This is a genomic window from Rhodothermales bacterium, from assembly GCA_034439735.1.
GTDB lineage: Bacteria > Bacteroidota > Rhodothermia > Rhodothermales > JAHQVL01 > JAWKNW01.
The window spans coordinates 1-14387 of sequence record JAWXAX010000199.1; the positions used below are offsets into that span (position 1 = coordinate 1).

Sequence of the window (14387 nt, forward strand, 5' to 3'; positions counted from 1 at the left end):
CGGCGGGCCCGCCGCCGATGACGATGGCATCGAACAGGGAAGGATCAGTCATTATGGTATGTCACTCAACCTGGGTACTCACCCACCACGTGGTGCCGCCGGCATCCGTAAAGCCACCGCGCTTATCGATATCCTCCGCTTGCACGGGTTGTTTCACGACCGTGGCGCCGGCTTCAACGGCACACTCAAAGATGGCGTCGACGTCTTCCACGTACATGTGCACGTGGCTCGGGTTCGCCGGCCAGCCTTCGACCGCATCCGTGGGCATGACGACTGAGTCGTCGATCCGAACCTCTCCGTGTGCGACCTTGCCTTCACTCCCGGGCATCATCCGCAGCGCCTGTGCCCCAAATACGTGGATGAGGAAGTCGAGGGTGCGCTGTGCGCCGTTCACCGTGAGGTACGGGGAGACGGAGGTGTGGCCTTCGGGTTTAAATGCCATGTAGGATTCCTGGTTAGAACCGAGTTATCAATCTACATCGTCTCTACGGAGGATCATCTCGCTCGTTCCTGAGGATCACCCAAGACAAGTGCGCTCATTCAAATCCGCCCCTTTCAGCTATCTGCCATTGTATCAGCTACCATGGATCCCCGCGTTCGCGAGGAAGACGAGGACAAACGTTGTACTCAATCCTCCTCGCCGTAGAGACGCCCCAGTGGCGTCTTAGGCCGTTCAAAGCGGGCCCGCCGGCTGCACCAGGTCCCAGCGATTGCCATACAGGTCCTCGAAGACGGCGACGGTTCCGTACGCCTCCACACTCGGCTCGCGAACAAACCGCACGCCTTTGCCTTTGTAGGCGAGGTAGTCCCGCTCGAAATCGTCGGTGTGGAGAAAAAGGAAGACGCGCCCGCCGGTCTGGTTGCCGATATGGGACCGCTGGGCGTCGTTCGAGGCGCGCGCCAGGAGGAGGCGGGACTCCAAGGCCCCCGGCGGAGCCACCACCACCCAGCGCTTGTCCTGCTCGGGTTGGTAGGTGTCCTCGATGAGCTCGAAGCCGAGCGCGCCGACATAAAAGGCGATCGCTTCATCGTAGTCGCGAACGACAAGCGAGACCAGCGCAAGGTGTTGAGGCATGGCGATGTTTGATGCCGGTTTCTACCGCGGATGTCGTGGTATTCGGCAAAACAAGCGTCTATGGCAGGCCGTATGGCGGAAAGAGGTTACCGAACTAAGCGCCTATCCGACGGCCAGAGGGGTTGGCTTTATTGATTTGGAGCCGGCTTTGTCCGCCCTCACTGCCGCACATAGCGCAGGTGCGTGGCGGCCGGTCCGTCGAGCACCCTGTCAATACGAAACGGCGTCCCGGGCGCGTGTATGTTCTCGAAGAGACGCCGCCCGCCGCCGAACAACACGGGCGCCAGGGCGATTTCCAACTCATCAACGGCGCCGAGGCTCAGATACTGCTGGATCACATCCGCGCCACCCGCGATACGAATATCACGACGGCCTGCCGCTTCCCGGGCCCGTTCCAGGGCACGCTCCGGCCCGTCATTGATAAAGTAAAAGGTCGTCCCGCCGGGGCGCGCCCAGGGTTCGCGTTTCTCGTTAGTAAGAACGAATACCGGTGTGTGAAACGGCGCCTCCTCTGGCCAGGCGCGCTCGCCCTGGTCGAACATGCGCTTGCCCATGATGTTGGCGCCGATACGCTCCGTGGTGTGGCGAACCAGGTCATTGACCGGGCCGGTTTCTCCCCCGGGCCCGAGTTTGAGGTTATCGCGGAAGTACTGCTGATTGAGGATCCAGGCCATCAGCGCGCCCCACTTGGCGCCCCAGTTTTTGTACCCTGGATTTTCCATGGTCATTCCTTCCGGCGCCAGGTAGCCGTCGAGGCTGAGTCCGATGTTGACGAAGATTTTGCTCATGGTTCTTTGATAGGTTCGGATGTTGGCCCGACATGCTGTTGCCCACCCGTACCGGGCTATACCGATGGAGGAGGCAAGAAGACGCTCACGGCGGTACAACGCATGCCTTCGAGCCCTGCGTCGATGAAGGGGGGCGGGTTAACCCGCCGCGGCTGGTGTAGCCGCATCGAACTGCGATTCGTCGAGGTAGCAACTCACCGTGAAATCAAGGTCCAACTCTGCGAGTTTCCTCAATTCGGATGTGGAGTAGGCTAGGTTGCATTGGCCATCGAAGGCGTAAGAAGCATGAATGTAGAGCCTGTCAGTACCGATACGACGGAACGTACCGACGTATTTCAATGCGGCATCGAGAAGCCACTCCAGTTTCTCTTTCTCCGCCACGGCCTCGGGCACCGCCAATGAGGCAGCACCATACGGCGACGGCTGGCCCTTGTAGCGACCGCGCTTCACGATCTCGCCAGGCTCCACCTTGTGAATCATTGAGAGCCCAGTGAGACGTTCAGCTTCCGAAGGCGGAAACATATCGCCTTGAAGCTCGAGAGTCGCGTACAGCTTGGTCATTGCGGTTCATGGTGGGCTAACGTTTGAGCTCAGACCGCGGCCAGACAGGTCTGGCGAGCCTTAAGTGCAGTTATAGGTGTTAACGATTGTGACGAGACTGCTGCGCGGCGGACCTCATGAGCAATGATAGCTGCCATATGAGATCTAATGTCATGCGCATTGCCGGCGCAGTGCTTACGGGCTACTTTGGTACGTATATCGAGCAAAAGCGACAGCAACACTTGTCGAACTGGCACCGACGAGCCCTTCGTCAGCATTTATGCGCGTGTGCCACCCCGACACCCATTAGACCGGCTCTCCGATCACGTACAGGGTGTCCCGCGAGAGGTCCGCTCCTGACGCCCAACCGATACCGCCGCCCCTGTTGATAGGCGCGACGCGGCGGAACTCTTCCTCGTCCTTCAAACGCTGAAACACCCCCTTGTCTAAGAACGGACGGCAATCGACGCGGCGTACTTCCCCATTGGCGAACGTCACCCGTAGCACATAATCGGCAAGGGGTTCGACTTCAGTAACTCGTGGGGCAAGATCAACAACGGTATCTGACATGGATGCATTAGCTTAGTGGCTCGATCTTCTCTGGCAATTCACCTTCAACGGCAGCAGCCCATGCCTGTTGCAATTCCTTCTCCCTCAGTACAGCCCACGCCTTGACTAACTTCTCCTTCTTTGGAGGAATCGAACCGGCGAGCACCTCGGCGTCGGAGATGCTGACGACTATTTCCTCTCCAGCATACTCGGCGTGGAAGTGTGGCGAATGATGCACGTGGTTGTCCTGGTAGTACATGTAGATGACGATGCCAAAGAACTCTGAGATACGCGGCATGGGCGAAGCTATTGGAGTCTCAATTAATGATAGCTGAGGATGAGCAGACTGTACAACCACTAACCTTCAAGGTGTTTTGCCCGGAAATGGCCGGCATCGCCTGTTATCAAGGTGCGAAGCACGAAACCCGGGCCGGCGTGTTAGCAAAAACGGACTGGCCCGCACAAAAGGTAACAGCTTACTGCGCACAGCGCAATGTTCTTTACGATGAGGCATCGATCGGTCGGTAGGATCCGCCAATCTTCAACCACTGTAGGCGTCGGACCATTGCCCTCGCCTCCCTTCATTCCCTCGATAGCTTGACATACAACCAAACGGTTGTATATTGAGGCATGACTCCTTCCCTCGCAGATCACACGGACCGGCTCTTTCACGCCCTGTCGGACAGGACGCGCCGGGATATCCTGAGGCGTACCCTCTCGGGTGAACACTCCATCACCACCCTCGCCGGCGCCTACGTGATGAGCTTCGCGGCCGTGCAGAAACACGTGGACGTGCTCGTCCGCGCCGGGCTCATCACCAAACGCCGGCAGGGGCGCGAGGCCTTCGCGAGCGGCAATGTGGAGACCATCCGCACCGCCGAATCCCTCCTGCGCGAGCTGGAAGCCATCTGGCAGGACCGCATCTCACGCATCGATGAGCTGCTGGAGGAAGAAGCAAAAAACCAGCAGAACCCCTCTCCCAACCCCTAAACCGGGAATACCACCATGCCCGTAGTCAACATCATCCGCGATGTCAAAACCTTCACCCTCACCATCATGGCCGAGTTTGCGGCGCCGCCGGCGCGTATCTGGGCGCTGTACGCGGACGCGCGCCAGCTGGAGCGGGTCTGGGGGCCACCGACCCACCCGGCCACATTTGTCGACCATGAACTCAAGCCCGGAAAGCGCTCAACCTACTACATGACGGGCCCCGAGGGACAGAAATTCCACGGCTTCTGGGTCATCACGGAGGTCGACCAACCCCTCAGCTTCCACTTCGAAGACGGCTTCGCGGATGCGGACTTCAACCCGATCCAGGCGATGCCGAGCGCCCGGTGTGTATACCGCCTGGAGGCTATCCCAACCGGCACCCGCGCCACGTATACCAGCACCTATGCCTCCCGTGAGGACCTGGAGAAGGTGCTGGCAATGGGTGTGGAGGAAGGCGCGACGCTCGCGATCAACCAGATCGATGCATTGATCGCGGGGTAGTGGACGGGTTACCGCGACGGCTCGAAGTGGCGCAGAGTGGTGTTTTTATTAATGGCCTTGTCATCCCGACCGACCCCGCGTACGCGGGGAAAGTGGAGGGACCTCCGTAAGTCGGGCAGTTTGCCAATCTCAGGGAGGTCCCTCCGCTGCAGAGCTGACAGGCGCCGGCACTTTCGGTCGGGATGACAACGTTATTTTGATACTCACACCACTCGGCGCCACTCCCTCACTTCTCCCCGACCGCCAGATAGAGCCGGCCCCCGTACACATGCGGCGAGCCCTGCAGGTAGCGCCACTCGAACACCCGCACCATCTTCTTCATCTCCATCCACACCTGCCGGCTCAACTCGGCGCGGGCTACCTGCTCGACCATCCAGGTCTGAGGGACCCGCCTTTCGGCGTATACATCCATCAGCACGATGCGGCCGCCGGGAGGGAGGAGCTCGACGGTGCGTTCGAGGACGTGGACCCAGTCTGTAAACGTGCTAAAACCGAGCGCGCAGACGGCGCTGTTCACGACGAACTTGTCGCCAACGGCCAGTTGCAGGCCGGCGCGGCTGACGTGGTGGGCATCCTGCTCGGTGAGTATGACGTTGGTCCAGCCATGCTTTTCCACACGCTGGGCCGCCTTGCGTAGCATGCCTTTTGAGGCATCGAGGCCGATGAGCCGACCGCGCGAGCCCAGCCAGGGCGCTATATACGGGAAGTTCTGGCCGGTGCCGCAGGCGAGGTCGAGCACGGTGTCGCCCTGTTTTGGGGCGAGGGCGTTGACCAGCTGCCGGCGGGCGTCGCGGTAGAGCGGCTCGAGCGCGAGGTCGTAGACGTGTGAAAACAGATCGTACCACATCATGGGCAGGCACCGGCGCGTAGGGGTTCGATCATCGGGGAAGCTGGAATCATATCACCGCTGAATCGCAGATGAAGTCGGGCACGATGCCGGTCGATTCGATCAGGATATCCGCCATGTGCGGCAGCGTGTTGCCCGTGAGCACCAGCGCCGTATCGATCCCGAAGTGGTTGCCGCCCATGATGTCGGTCGCGAGCGTGTCGCCCACCATCAGGATATCGGTCTTGGCGACCTGCCGGTATTTCTGCACGTGTTCGAAGGCGAAATTGAACATCTGGGCCTCCGGCTTCCCGAATCGGATGAAGGTGCGGCGGATGACCCGCTCGATGAGGTCTGCCACGGCGCCGATCGACACCGCGATCTGCCCGCGGGAGACCGGGTACGAGGCGTCGGTATTGGCGACGATGACCGGGATGTTGCGGAGGCGGAGCAGGTTGACGGCCTTGTTGATGTCGTTATTCCAGTCGAACCCCTCGTCGTCGAGCAGGACGAGCGCGTTGACCGTATCGGCTTGGTCGAGATCGAGGTCTCGGACGGAGATGGCCTGGAGCCCCATGGTTTCGATGTAGTGGGCCGAGGCCGGCGTGCCGAGGTACGCGATCACCCCGGTGCGCACTTTGTACCGCAGATAGTCCCGCGCCAGCATGCCCGAAGAGACCACCTTGTCTTCCGTGATGCGGGTGATGCCGGCGCGCTGGTAGACGTCGGCCAGTTGGGTCGGGCTGCGCGAGGCATCGTTGGTGAGCACAAAAAAGTCGATGTTGTGCTCGGTCAGGTATTCGAACGTGGCGTGGATGCCGGGCGTCATGCCGCGGTAGTTTTTCAGCACGCCGTAGGCATCGAAGAAGATCACCTTATAATCGAGAGCCAGCGTTTTGAAGGCGCACCGTTGCATGAGCAATCCGGGTCAGCGAAGGGACAGATGGTTCAGGAGGAGATCGGCGTCAAAGCGGACGTCCACCTCGGGAAAATAGCGTGTAAACGCCTCACTCTGGAGTTGGTCGGCGTACCGCGGGCGAAAAAAGTGCCGGCCGTATTTGATCACGTAGTTCAGGATGAAGAACCGATAGGCTTCCTTCAGGAAGCGCACCTCGTCCGCCTCGAGCGGGTAGACGGCGTGGTAGGCCTTCAGGAAGAGTAAAAAGCGGGGCTCCATGAAGGTGTCGACCACGTAACTAAACGTGGTGCGGTCGCCGCGGTCGGACACGACTCGGCTGAAAAAATAGAAATCGAGCATCCGAGACGACATCCTGAACCAGTCATAATCCCAGCGGCTGAACAACGCGCCGTTGTCGTCGAGCGAGAAGTTGCCAATATTCCAATCCACAAACACAGGCATTTTCAAGAACCGGCCGGCGCCGCAGGCGTCGTGGCCGGCCAGGAACAGCTGGCACTGACGCCGGATGGCGCCTCGTTCGTCTTCCGTGGCTGTGCCCCATTCGGCAGTCGTCACCCGTTCGAGCAGTTCCCGAATGTCCCATTCGAGCGTTTTCGACGACGCCGGCAGGTGGGGTACGGCATCGGCGCAGGCCCGGTGAAAACGCGCCATCTCGCCGCCAAAGCGCTCGATATCGGCCGGCTCTAGCCGCCTGGGGAAGCGGTTACGGATGCGGATCGGGTTATAAAAGACAACCCAGACATCCGTCTCGCCCTCCTGCTGCCGGAAGGTGAACACCTCCCCCTGTTTCGGGAGCGAGCGAGCGAGCAGACGCGCGAAGGGCGGCTGGAGGGTTTTCGCGAGGGTGTTGATGATCGTATGATCTTCCCGGAAGTGCTCGTACTTGCCGAAATACGACACTTTTCCGACTACGAAGCGGCGGTCGGGGAGCTGCACTTTGTAGACATGATTCGTCGACACCTGGGCGCTGATGTCCTCGATCCAGAGGGCAGGGGTCGAGGGGTCATACGCCGCCCAGGCATCCCGGACGATCGCGGTGAAATCGATAAAGGACATGATCGAGGCGGATTAGGGACGGAGATTACGGAATCCTCGGCCGCCAATCTGCCTGCGATGCGCGCCCACGAATTATTTCACGAGCAGGATCGGTGTGGTGGATACGTGCCCCCCGCCGGCGATGCGGACGAGGTACAACCCGCCGGGTAACGACGCGCCCTCGATCTCCAGTTCCTGTACGCCGCCCCCCTGGACCACGCCCTCGTGCAGAACGCGCACCAGTCGGCCGGTGGCGTCGAACAGCTCGGCGCGCGCGGCGGAAGCCTCGCGAACGGCGAATCGCACGGTAGTGGACGGGTTAAACGGGTTTGGATAAGCGGGCTCGACCCGCAGCGCGGTGGTTGCATCGATACGGATACTCCGCGCGGCGGAGTAGGCGAAGGCGCCGTCGAAGTCGATCTGCTTGAGGCGCACGCGGTAGTCGCCGGGCGCCAGGGCCGAGATTCGGTAGGTGTACGATTGCGGAGCGTTGGTCGTACCGGCTCCGGAGACAAATCCGGCCGGCTCGAAGTCGCCTGTGCCGGCGAGTTGCACCTCGAAGCCGGCGTTGTTCAACTCGCTGGCCGTCGTCCAGGCCAGAGCCAGCGCATCGCCGTCCGCCACGGCCTGGAACGCGGTGAGGGAGACCGGCAGCGGCGTGTCGTCGCCTTCGACGACGTCGAGGTACTGGTTGATGGGCACATTCTTATACGAGTTCACGACGCCCGAGGGCCACTCGACGACGAGGGTTTCGACGATTTTGGCATCGCCGAAGCCGAGGTGGACGCGCAGCGAGTTCTGGCTGTAATCCGCACCCGTCGAGAGATCGCGACGTTGCTTGAGCGTCTCTCCTCCGATCGAGGCCACCGCGGTGATCCGCGCGCCGATCCCCCACGCATTCGAAATATCACCGACGAGGCGGAGGCTTAGCCAGTTGCCGCCACCGGTGTTTCGGTAGAGGAAGTTGGGTTGTTCGCTGTCGTTGGCGACAAAGAGATCGAGGTCGCCGTCGCGGTCGTAATCGGCGAAAGCGCCCGAGACCGAGGCGCCGCCGTCGGTCGAGACCGGTTCTTTGGTCGCCGGCTCGAAGCTGCCCTTACCCTGATTGAGGTAGAGCGTGCTGCCTCCATCGCGGTTGGCGACGAATACATCCAGGTCGCCGTCGTTTTCGACATCACCCCAGGCCGAGCCGAAGCCTCCGATGCGGTCGGCGACAAGGGGATCGTTAAAGACCCGGACGAAGCGGCGGGCGCCCTCGTTGAGGAACAGCCGGTTACTGCCGGCCTGGTCGGTGGTGAAGAGGTCGAGGTCGCTGTCGTTGTCCACATCCACCCAGGCACAGCTCAGCGTGTTGCCGCCGCTGGTGACGATGGGCGATTCGCCCTCTTCCTCGAAGGCGAAGGTGCCCTCGTTCCAGTATAGGAGGTCGTTTGAGCCGGCGATATTGCCGATGAAGAGATCCTGGTCGCCGTCGTCATCCGCATCGCCCCAGCAGATCGGGGCGGAGTCGCCGATGTCTTTTACGATCTGGCCATCCTCGAAGATCTTGAAAGCGCCGGGCCCGTTGTTGCGGAGGAGGACGTTGGCGACCTCGCCGGGGGTGGAAAAGAGTACATCCAGGTCCCAGTCGTTATCGTAGTCCGCAATGCCGGCGAAGCGGTAGTCGTCTTTGTCGGAGGTGAGGCCGTTGTCGGTCACCTTCAGAAGCGCACCCTCTTTATTAAGATAAAAGAAGGCCGGCTGGCCAAGGTTGGTGACGAGGAGGTCCAGGTCGCCGTCGTTTTCGACATCGAACCAGCGGCTGCTGGCGGATTCACCAACGTCGTTGAAGGGGAAGGCGTCCTCGATCCATTTAAATTCGCCGTCACCCAGGTTGGCGATGAGGGTGTTTTTCTGGCCGAACCAGTTGGTGACCATGAGATCCTCCCAGCCGTCGCCGTTATAATCGCCCCAGCTCCCACCACTGGAGTTGGTCTTGGCATCCGTTATGACGGACGGGAAGACACGCTCGAATTGCTGGGCGTTGGCCGGCAGGGCGAATGGAATAAGGGCAACAAGGACGCGGAGACGGATCATCGGAGTGTGGATTCGTGAGCAAGGGGGCGTCAACGAATGCGCATAACCTACGAAAAAACCGTCATCCGGGCATCATCGTGGCCGGCGTTAAAACACCGGCCTATTTTGCCGCATCGCGACGTGATACTTGTGCGCCATCGCCACACGATGGCCGGCGTTAAAACACCAGCCTATTGTGCCGCATCGCGCGGCGATGCGGGCCTGGCCGGGGGACGTCCAATCATGGCGTGGCCGGCGGTAAAACACCGGCCTATTGTGCCGCATCGCGCGGCGATGCGGGCTTGGCCGGGGGACGTCGCATCATGGCGTGGCCGGCGGTAAAACACCGGCCTATTTTGTGGCATCGCGCGGCGATGCGGGCCTGGCCGGGGGACGTCGCATCATGGCATGGCCGGCGTTGTGGCCGGCGTTAAAACACCGGCCTATTGTGCGGCATCGCGTGGCGATGCGGGCCTGGCCGGGGGGGTGCGTCGCTGGGGGTTAATCCCAAAGAAATCGTGAATCCTCGATTTTTACGGAGTGCTTCTGCAGCAATTTGAGATATTCATCTTCAAACGAAAAATGGGCATGATGGGCCCTTTGGTTGGCAATGTAGCGAGCTGTTGTCCTGACGACTGATCGGCTTACCGAAAATATACCATACCCGGTTTGCCACGCAAATCCATCAAGCTCAGGAATGGAAGCATTGATCCATCGCGATGATGAGCCCTTGACATATTGAACTATCTGACTGGGCGCCTTTGTTCGGGGGGCGCTCACTAAAACGTGTACGTGGTCCTCCACACCTCCGATCTGCACTGGTGTCACATGGTGCTTATTTGATGCTGCTCCCAATGCCGACCAAACACGTTTTTCCACTGCGGGCGTTATAACTCCAACGCGTCTTTTTGTGCTGAAAACTATGTGGTAGAAAATTGCCGAGTATGCGTCTGCCATCGTGATTCTGATGCGTGGTTCGAGTCTATACTCATATAGACGTTACCTACATCTCGGGCATACCTTCGGTGAACTAAAAAAGGCGTCGCAGAGCGACGCCGCATAATAGCCCCCGTGCTTCAGCTCGGGGCAACGGCAGGCGACCCGTTACCGTGCCTCCTTGACGCCGTCGCGAGATGCCGGGCGTAGCGTGGCCGGCGTTAAAACACCGGCCTGTTTTCCGGCATCGCGCGGCGATGCGGGCCGTTTTCGGGAGGAGCGTCGCGGCATGTCCGCATCTAACGCGGCCGGCGTTAAAACACCGGCCTATTGTGCGGCATCGCGCGGCGATCCGATACATCGAGGGCCGGGCTATTCCCCCACCGCACCGGCCAATACCCCGCCCGGCATCAGCATCTCCGGATGCGCCATCAGGACCTCTGCGAAGCGCTGGCCGAGCAGGTTGTGGCCGAGGGCGTTGGGGTGGGTGTCCCACTCCGCGAGCTGGATCTGGCTTTCGTCCGTGTATTCGTCGAAAACACCGACCAGCGACCACACGTGTTCAAAGCCGGCGTCTTGAGCAATCGTGCTCCAGCGCTGGAATTCTTCCGTATTTTCTTTGCCGCCTTCCCGATGCCCGAGCGTGCGGGGGATGAAGAGCCATACGGGCGTGACGCCCTGGGCCTCGAAGGAAGCCAGCAGCCGGTCGTAGCCCCAGCGGACAAGCGCATCCTCAAGCGGATCCAGCCGGCGCTGCTGCTCGGAGTGCACCATGTCGCGCGTCACGCCGGCGTCGTCGACGAACTTCTGGAGGTCCGCCGGCAACACGACGCCATCGTTGTACAGCTTGAGCAGGTTCGTTACCGTGCGGCTGCCTTCGCCGGCGTGGGTGGTGATGAACGCGTAGTCGAAATCAAACGGCGGCATTTTCTCTTCGGCGATCACCACGTACTGAATCACCGTGTAGCCGCCCACCGAGTAATTGAATAGCTCGTAACCGGCGCCGCTCGTCGGCCTGTACTCGGCGTTCAGCCGGTCCTCCGTCACCTGTTCGAACACCTGATCGTTCTTGACGCCCCAGCCCATCTCGTACGACTTGCCGAGCATGGCCATCCGCACGGTGTCTTCGGGTTTTTCGAGCGCGTATTCCTGGTCGCGCATCCGCCACTGGTTCGTGGAGAGCGGCGCCCGCTTGAAGACGGTTTTGATGGAGGGAAAAAGCTCCTCGAAGAGCAGGGTGTTGGTCTCCTGCGCCACGCCGGCCGGCACCATGCCCTTCCAGTCCGCCGGCCGCTTGTCGCGGCTCTCCCAGAGCTGCGACATCTGGACGCGGTTGTCGAGCAGCTGCTCGTAGTAGCCGCGCTCCTGCACCTGGTCGTCGTGGATGCTCAGGCGGTCCGCCTGCAGCGAGGCAATAAACGAGGCCGGACGCACGCCGGCCTGCTGGTTGACGGTGGGCTGGCCGACGAGGAACACCAGCACGATACCCACGCCGGTAAATACGGCCGTCTTCGTGAACGAGGTCTTCCGCTCGTCGAACACGAAGCTCCAACCCCGGTGCTCGAGGTAGAAGTAGAGCAACAGTAGGACGGTCAGCCCCAGCAACGCGAGCACGACGAGGCCGAACTCGGACGCCGGGCTGTTGCCGGCCTGTTTCATGACGGACCACCACTCGCCGGCGGATTCGCTGCTCCAAAAAGACCACATCAGGCCGAGGAACGCAAACGTGGCGACCGTCTGAAGCGCCAGCCGCGCCTTCGCCCCAAGATCCCACGCCTTGGCGCCTAGCGCCTTCCCCTTCTTCCCCTTTTTCGCCTCCCAGACTGAGTTCGCGGCTACGAGTACGCCCAACACGGCCCAATACACGCCATCCACCACGGTCAACGGGAACGCGCCCTGCAGCCAGAACCACTGATACGAATGGAGTAGCCACGTGCAGGCAAACACGACGATCGTGCTGAACACGAGGGCCGAGGTCTCGCCCCAATGCCGGACGCGCATGAAGAGGGGATAGAAGAAGAGCTTCATCATGAAGTCCTTCCAGAAGATGTTGATCCGCCGCCAGTAGTCGTTGAAGCCCGAAGCCAGGAAGTACATCTTGTGGGTTTCCGGCAGGTTGAACCCGAAGAGGCACATCATCCCCACGATGAGGTGGAAAAGACCCGAGATCCGCAGATACAGCAGATAGCTCGAAACGATAAACAGCAACACGCCGCCCAGGTCCTGGATGCTCGCCACCGAGGGACTCATGTGGTAGTAGACCACCCGGTACAGGATCAGGTGGAACACCCCCCTGAACATCCACAACACCCCTTTCTGGTAGATGGTGATGTCTTCCTTGTTGTAATAGGTCCGCCGGAACGTGATGTAATCGACGATGGGGTAGAAGGGGAAAATGATGTTCGGAAGCTGGAAGAAATACGTGAGGCGCTCCCAGATCGACACCTTTTTCTTCTCGTTGCGCATGTCGTAGAGGTACAGCACCATGCGGAACATGAACATCGACCCCAGGATGGTCAGGGTGATGCCGATCGGCTCGGGCGCGTTCATCCACCCGCCCCGGAACGCCACCAGCACCGCGCCGACGCCGGCCAGCAGCGCCACGCGCACCCCGTACGGGATGGGCAGATGGGCGAGCCCGATCATGCCCAGCGCGACACCCACGAGCCAGCCGCCATTCACCACACCGAATACCATGACGATAGCCGCCACGGTCAGGCCGAAGAAAAACGGCATCCGCCACGGCCGCGGCAGCCAGGAGTGGACGATAAACCCGCCAAAGACCAGCGTAAGCAGGTCCAGCAAGCCGCTGCTTTCCTCGATCTTAAACAGCCGGATCACCAGCAAAACGAGGCCGAGCTGCAGGGTGACGACCGCAAATTGCATCAGGTTGACCGGCCGCGCCATCGCCGCGATCTGGGCGAAGATGGACGCGCCGCCGCCGGCGGGCGCGTTCGCGGTATCGGCTACGGATTTGGCTTGATTCAACATGACTCGGTCTTTCGATTCTGTATCGTTAAGGCTCGTTCGGCCAGAATCGGGTGTGCCGATCCGGTGCGTTTCGGGTAAATGAGAGACGATTATTCCGGCACCTGCAGGGTGTCGGCCGGCGCAAAGGCATTCCGCGCGTTCAGTTCGGCGAAAATCCGCTCGGCGATCAGCCGATGGCCGCGCACGTTGGGATGCTGATCGTACGAGGCGATCTGGACGGCGTCGGTGTCGTGTTCGCCATAGGCGCCTTCCAGGTTGAGGACCGTAAACCCGGCCCTGCCGGCCAGATCCGTGAGGATTTTTGCCCACACGGGGTCGATCCCCTTCGTCTCGCGGGTAGTCGGGAGGAGCAGCGCCATCGGCGTGATCCCACGTTCCCGGCTCGCCTCGGCGATGCGCTCAAAGCTCCAGGCCAGGATTTCCTGTCCATAAGGCTTGAGCAGCGCACGGATCTCGCTGGCCTCCATGCCGGCCTTCGCTCCAGCGCGCGCGATGAGGTCCTGCAAGAATGGGTATCCGGTCTCGCGCCCTTCCTGGACGATGTTTTCGAGCTGCATGAGCATGCGCCGTTCCTCGGTGGAGTACATGGCGTACAGAACAAGGTCCGGCTCGAATCCAAAGATCTTCCGCTCCGCCACCGGCACGTTCTGCAGCGGGCTGTAGCCCCCCACCGCGAAGTTGAGGATCTCGACCGGCCCGCCCGTGGCGTTGACCAGGTCCTCGAGCACGTTTTCGTAGGTGCTGGAGTCCGGCACGCCGGCGCCCTGCTCGTACGAAGCGCCCAGCAGCGCGACACGGTAGACGCCGGCGGGCTTCGCCTGCGTGTACGGGCGGTCGCGCATCCCGAATGTGTTCGTCGTAAAGATCGCTTCCTTGAAGCTGCTCACGTACGACGGCTTGAGCTCATACACCAAGACGCCTTCGCCGGGCTGGACGAGGTCGGTCTCCATGATCGGCGCCCAGTCCTCGGGCGGCTCTTCCTGCCGCGCCCACGACAGCTGCGAGGTATAGCTGCGGTTGTCCATCAGCCCTTCGTAATAACCGCGCTCCTCGATCGCCGCGTCGCGGGCGTTGAGGCGGGATTCCTGGATCGATGCGATAAACGTGGAGGCCTGCTCGCCGGCCCGCTCGTGCACCTGTGGCAACCCGATACCCGCCAGCGCCAACGCCATCAACCCCGTC

14 protein-coding genes are annotated in these 14387 nt (G+C 61.1%); 2 read left to right on the forward strand and 12 right to left on the reverse strand.

Features of this window, described 5'->3' with window-relative positions:
• Positions 1-61: 61 nt before the first annotated feature.
• From SH809_14900 to SH809_14925, 6 genes are all read right to left on the reverse strand, one after another.
• Complete coding sequence (locus SH809_14900) at positions 62-442, reverse strand: VOC family protein (GenBank protein ID MDZ4700994.1); 381 nt, start codon at positions 440-442, stop codon at positions 62-64.
• A gap of 231 nt (positions 443-673) precedes the next feature.
• The gene (locus tag SH809_14905; GenBank protein ID MDZ4700995.1) at positions 674-1075 is read right to left on the reverse strand and encodes a VOC family protein; all 402 of its coding nucleotides are present in this window, start codon (positions 1073-1075) and stop codon (positions 674-676) included.
• Between the two features lie 158 nt (positions 1076-1233).
• Positions 1234-1863 carry a dihydrofolate reductase family protein gene (locus tag SH809_14910; protein MDZ4700996.1) on the reverse strand — a complete coding sequence of 210 codons (630 nt, stop codon included), beginning with the start codon at positions 1861-1863 and terminating at the stop codon, positions 1234-1236.
• A 138-nt stretch (positions 1864-2001) separates the two neighbouring features.
• Positions 2002-2424 (reverse strand): hypothetical protein, encoded by a 423-nt coding sequence (locus SH809_14915; protein MDZ4700997.1) that lies wholly within the window; start codon positions 2422-2424, stop codon positions 2002-2004.
• Positions 2425-2709: 285 nt separating this feature from the next.
• A complete protein-coding gene (locus SH809_14920) occupies positions 2710-2973 on the reverse strand; it encodes a DUF2442 domain-containing protein (GenBank protein MDZ4700998.1) in 264 nt (87 codons plus the stop codon).
• A 7-nt stretch (positions 2974-2980) separates the two neighbouring features.
• Positions 2981-3250 carry a DUF4160 domain-containing protein gene (locus tag SH809_14925; GenBank protein ID MDZ4700999.1) on the reverse strand — a complete coding sequence of 90 codons (270 nt, stop codon included), beginning with the start codon at positions 3248-3250 and terminating at the stop codon, positions 2981-2983.
• A gap of 332 nt (positions 3251-3582) precedes the next feature.
• Here SH809_14925 and SH809_14930 point away from each other — a divergent pair, with 332 nt between their 5' ends.
• Together SH809_14930 and SH809_14935 are read left to right on the forward strand one after the other, a co-directional pair.
• Positions 3583-3942 (forward strand): helix-turn-helix domain-containing protein, encoded by a 360-nt coding sequence (locus tag SH809_14930; protein ID MDZ4701000.1) that lies wholly within the window; start codon positions 3583-3585, stop codon positions 3940-3942.
• A gap of 15 nt (positions 3943-3957) precedes the next feature.
• The gene (locus SH809_14935) at positions 3958-4443 is read left to right on the forward strand and encodes an SRPBCC domain-containing protein (protein ID MDZ4701001.1); all 486 of its coding nucleotides are present in this window, start codon (positions 3958-3960) and stop codon (positions 4441-4443) included.
• Between the two features lie 226 nt (positions 4444-4669).
• Here the strand turns inward: SH809_14935 and SH809_14940 are convergent, their stop codons facing one another.
• The 6 genes from SH809_14940 to SH809_14965 all read right to left on the reverse strand — a co-directional run.
• Positions 4670-5293, reverse strand: coding sequence for a methyltransferase domain-containing protein (locus tag SH809_14940; GenBank protein MDZ4701002.1), 624 nt, complete (start codon positions 5291-5293; stop codon positions 4670-4672).
• Between the two features lie 46 nt (positions 5294-5339).
• Positions 5340-6185 carry an HAD-IIA family hydrolase gene (locus tag SH809_14945; GenBank protein MDZ4701003.1) on the reverse strand — a complete coding sequence of 282 codons (846 nt, stop codon included), beginning with the start codon at positions 6183-6185 and terminating at the stop codon, positions 5340-5342.
• A gap of 12 nt (positions 6186-6197) precedes the next feature.
• Positions 6198-7244: a hypothetical protein gene (locus SH809_14950; protein ID MDZ4701004.1), complete on the reverse strand. Its 1047-nt coding sequence runs from the start codon at positions 7242-7244 to the stop codon at positions 6198-6200.
• Positions 7245-7316: 72 nt separating this feature from the next.
• Positions 7317-9299 (reverse strand): FG-GAP-like repeat-containing protein, encoded by a 1983-nt coding sequence (locus SH809_14955; protein ID MDZ4701005.1) that lies wholly within the window; start codon positions 9297-9299, stop codon positions 7317-7319.
• A gap of 1287 nt (positions 9300-10586) precedes the next feature.
• Positions 10587-13205: a hypothetical protein gene (locus SH809_14960; GenBank protein MDZ4701006.1), complete on the reverse strand. Its 2619-nt coding sequence runs from the start codon at positions 13203-13205 to the stop codon at positions 10587-10589.
• 89 nt (positions 13206-13294) lie between these two features.
• A partial coding sequence (locus SH809_14965; GenBank protein MDZ4701007.1) for an SGNH/GDSL hydrolase family protein occupies positions 13295-14387 on the reverse strand: 1093 nt, incomplete at its 5' end.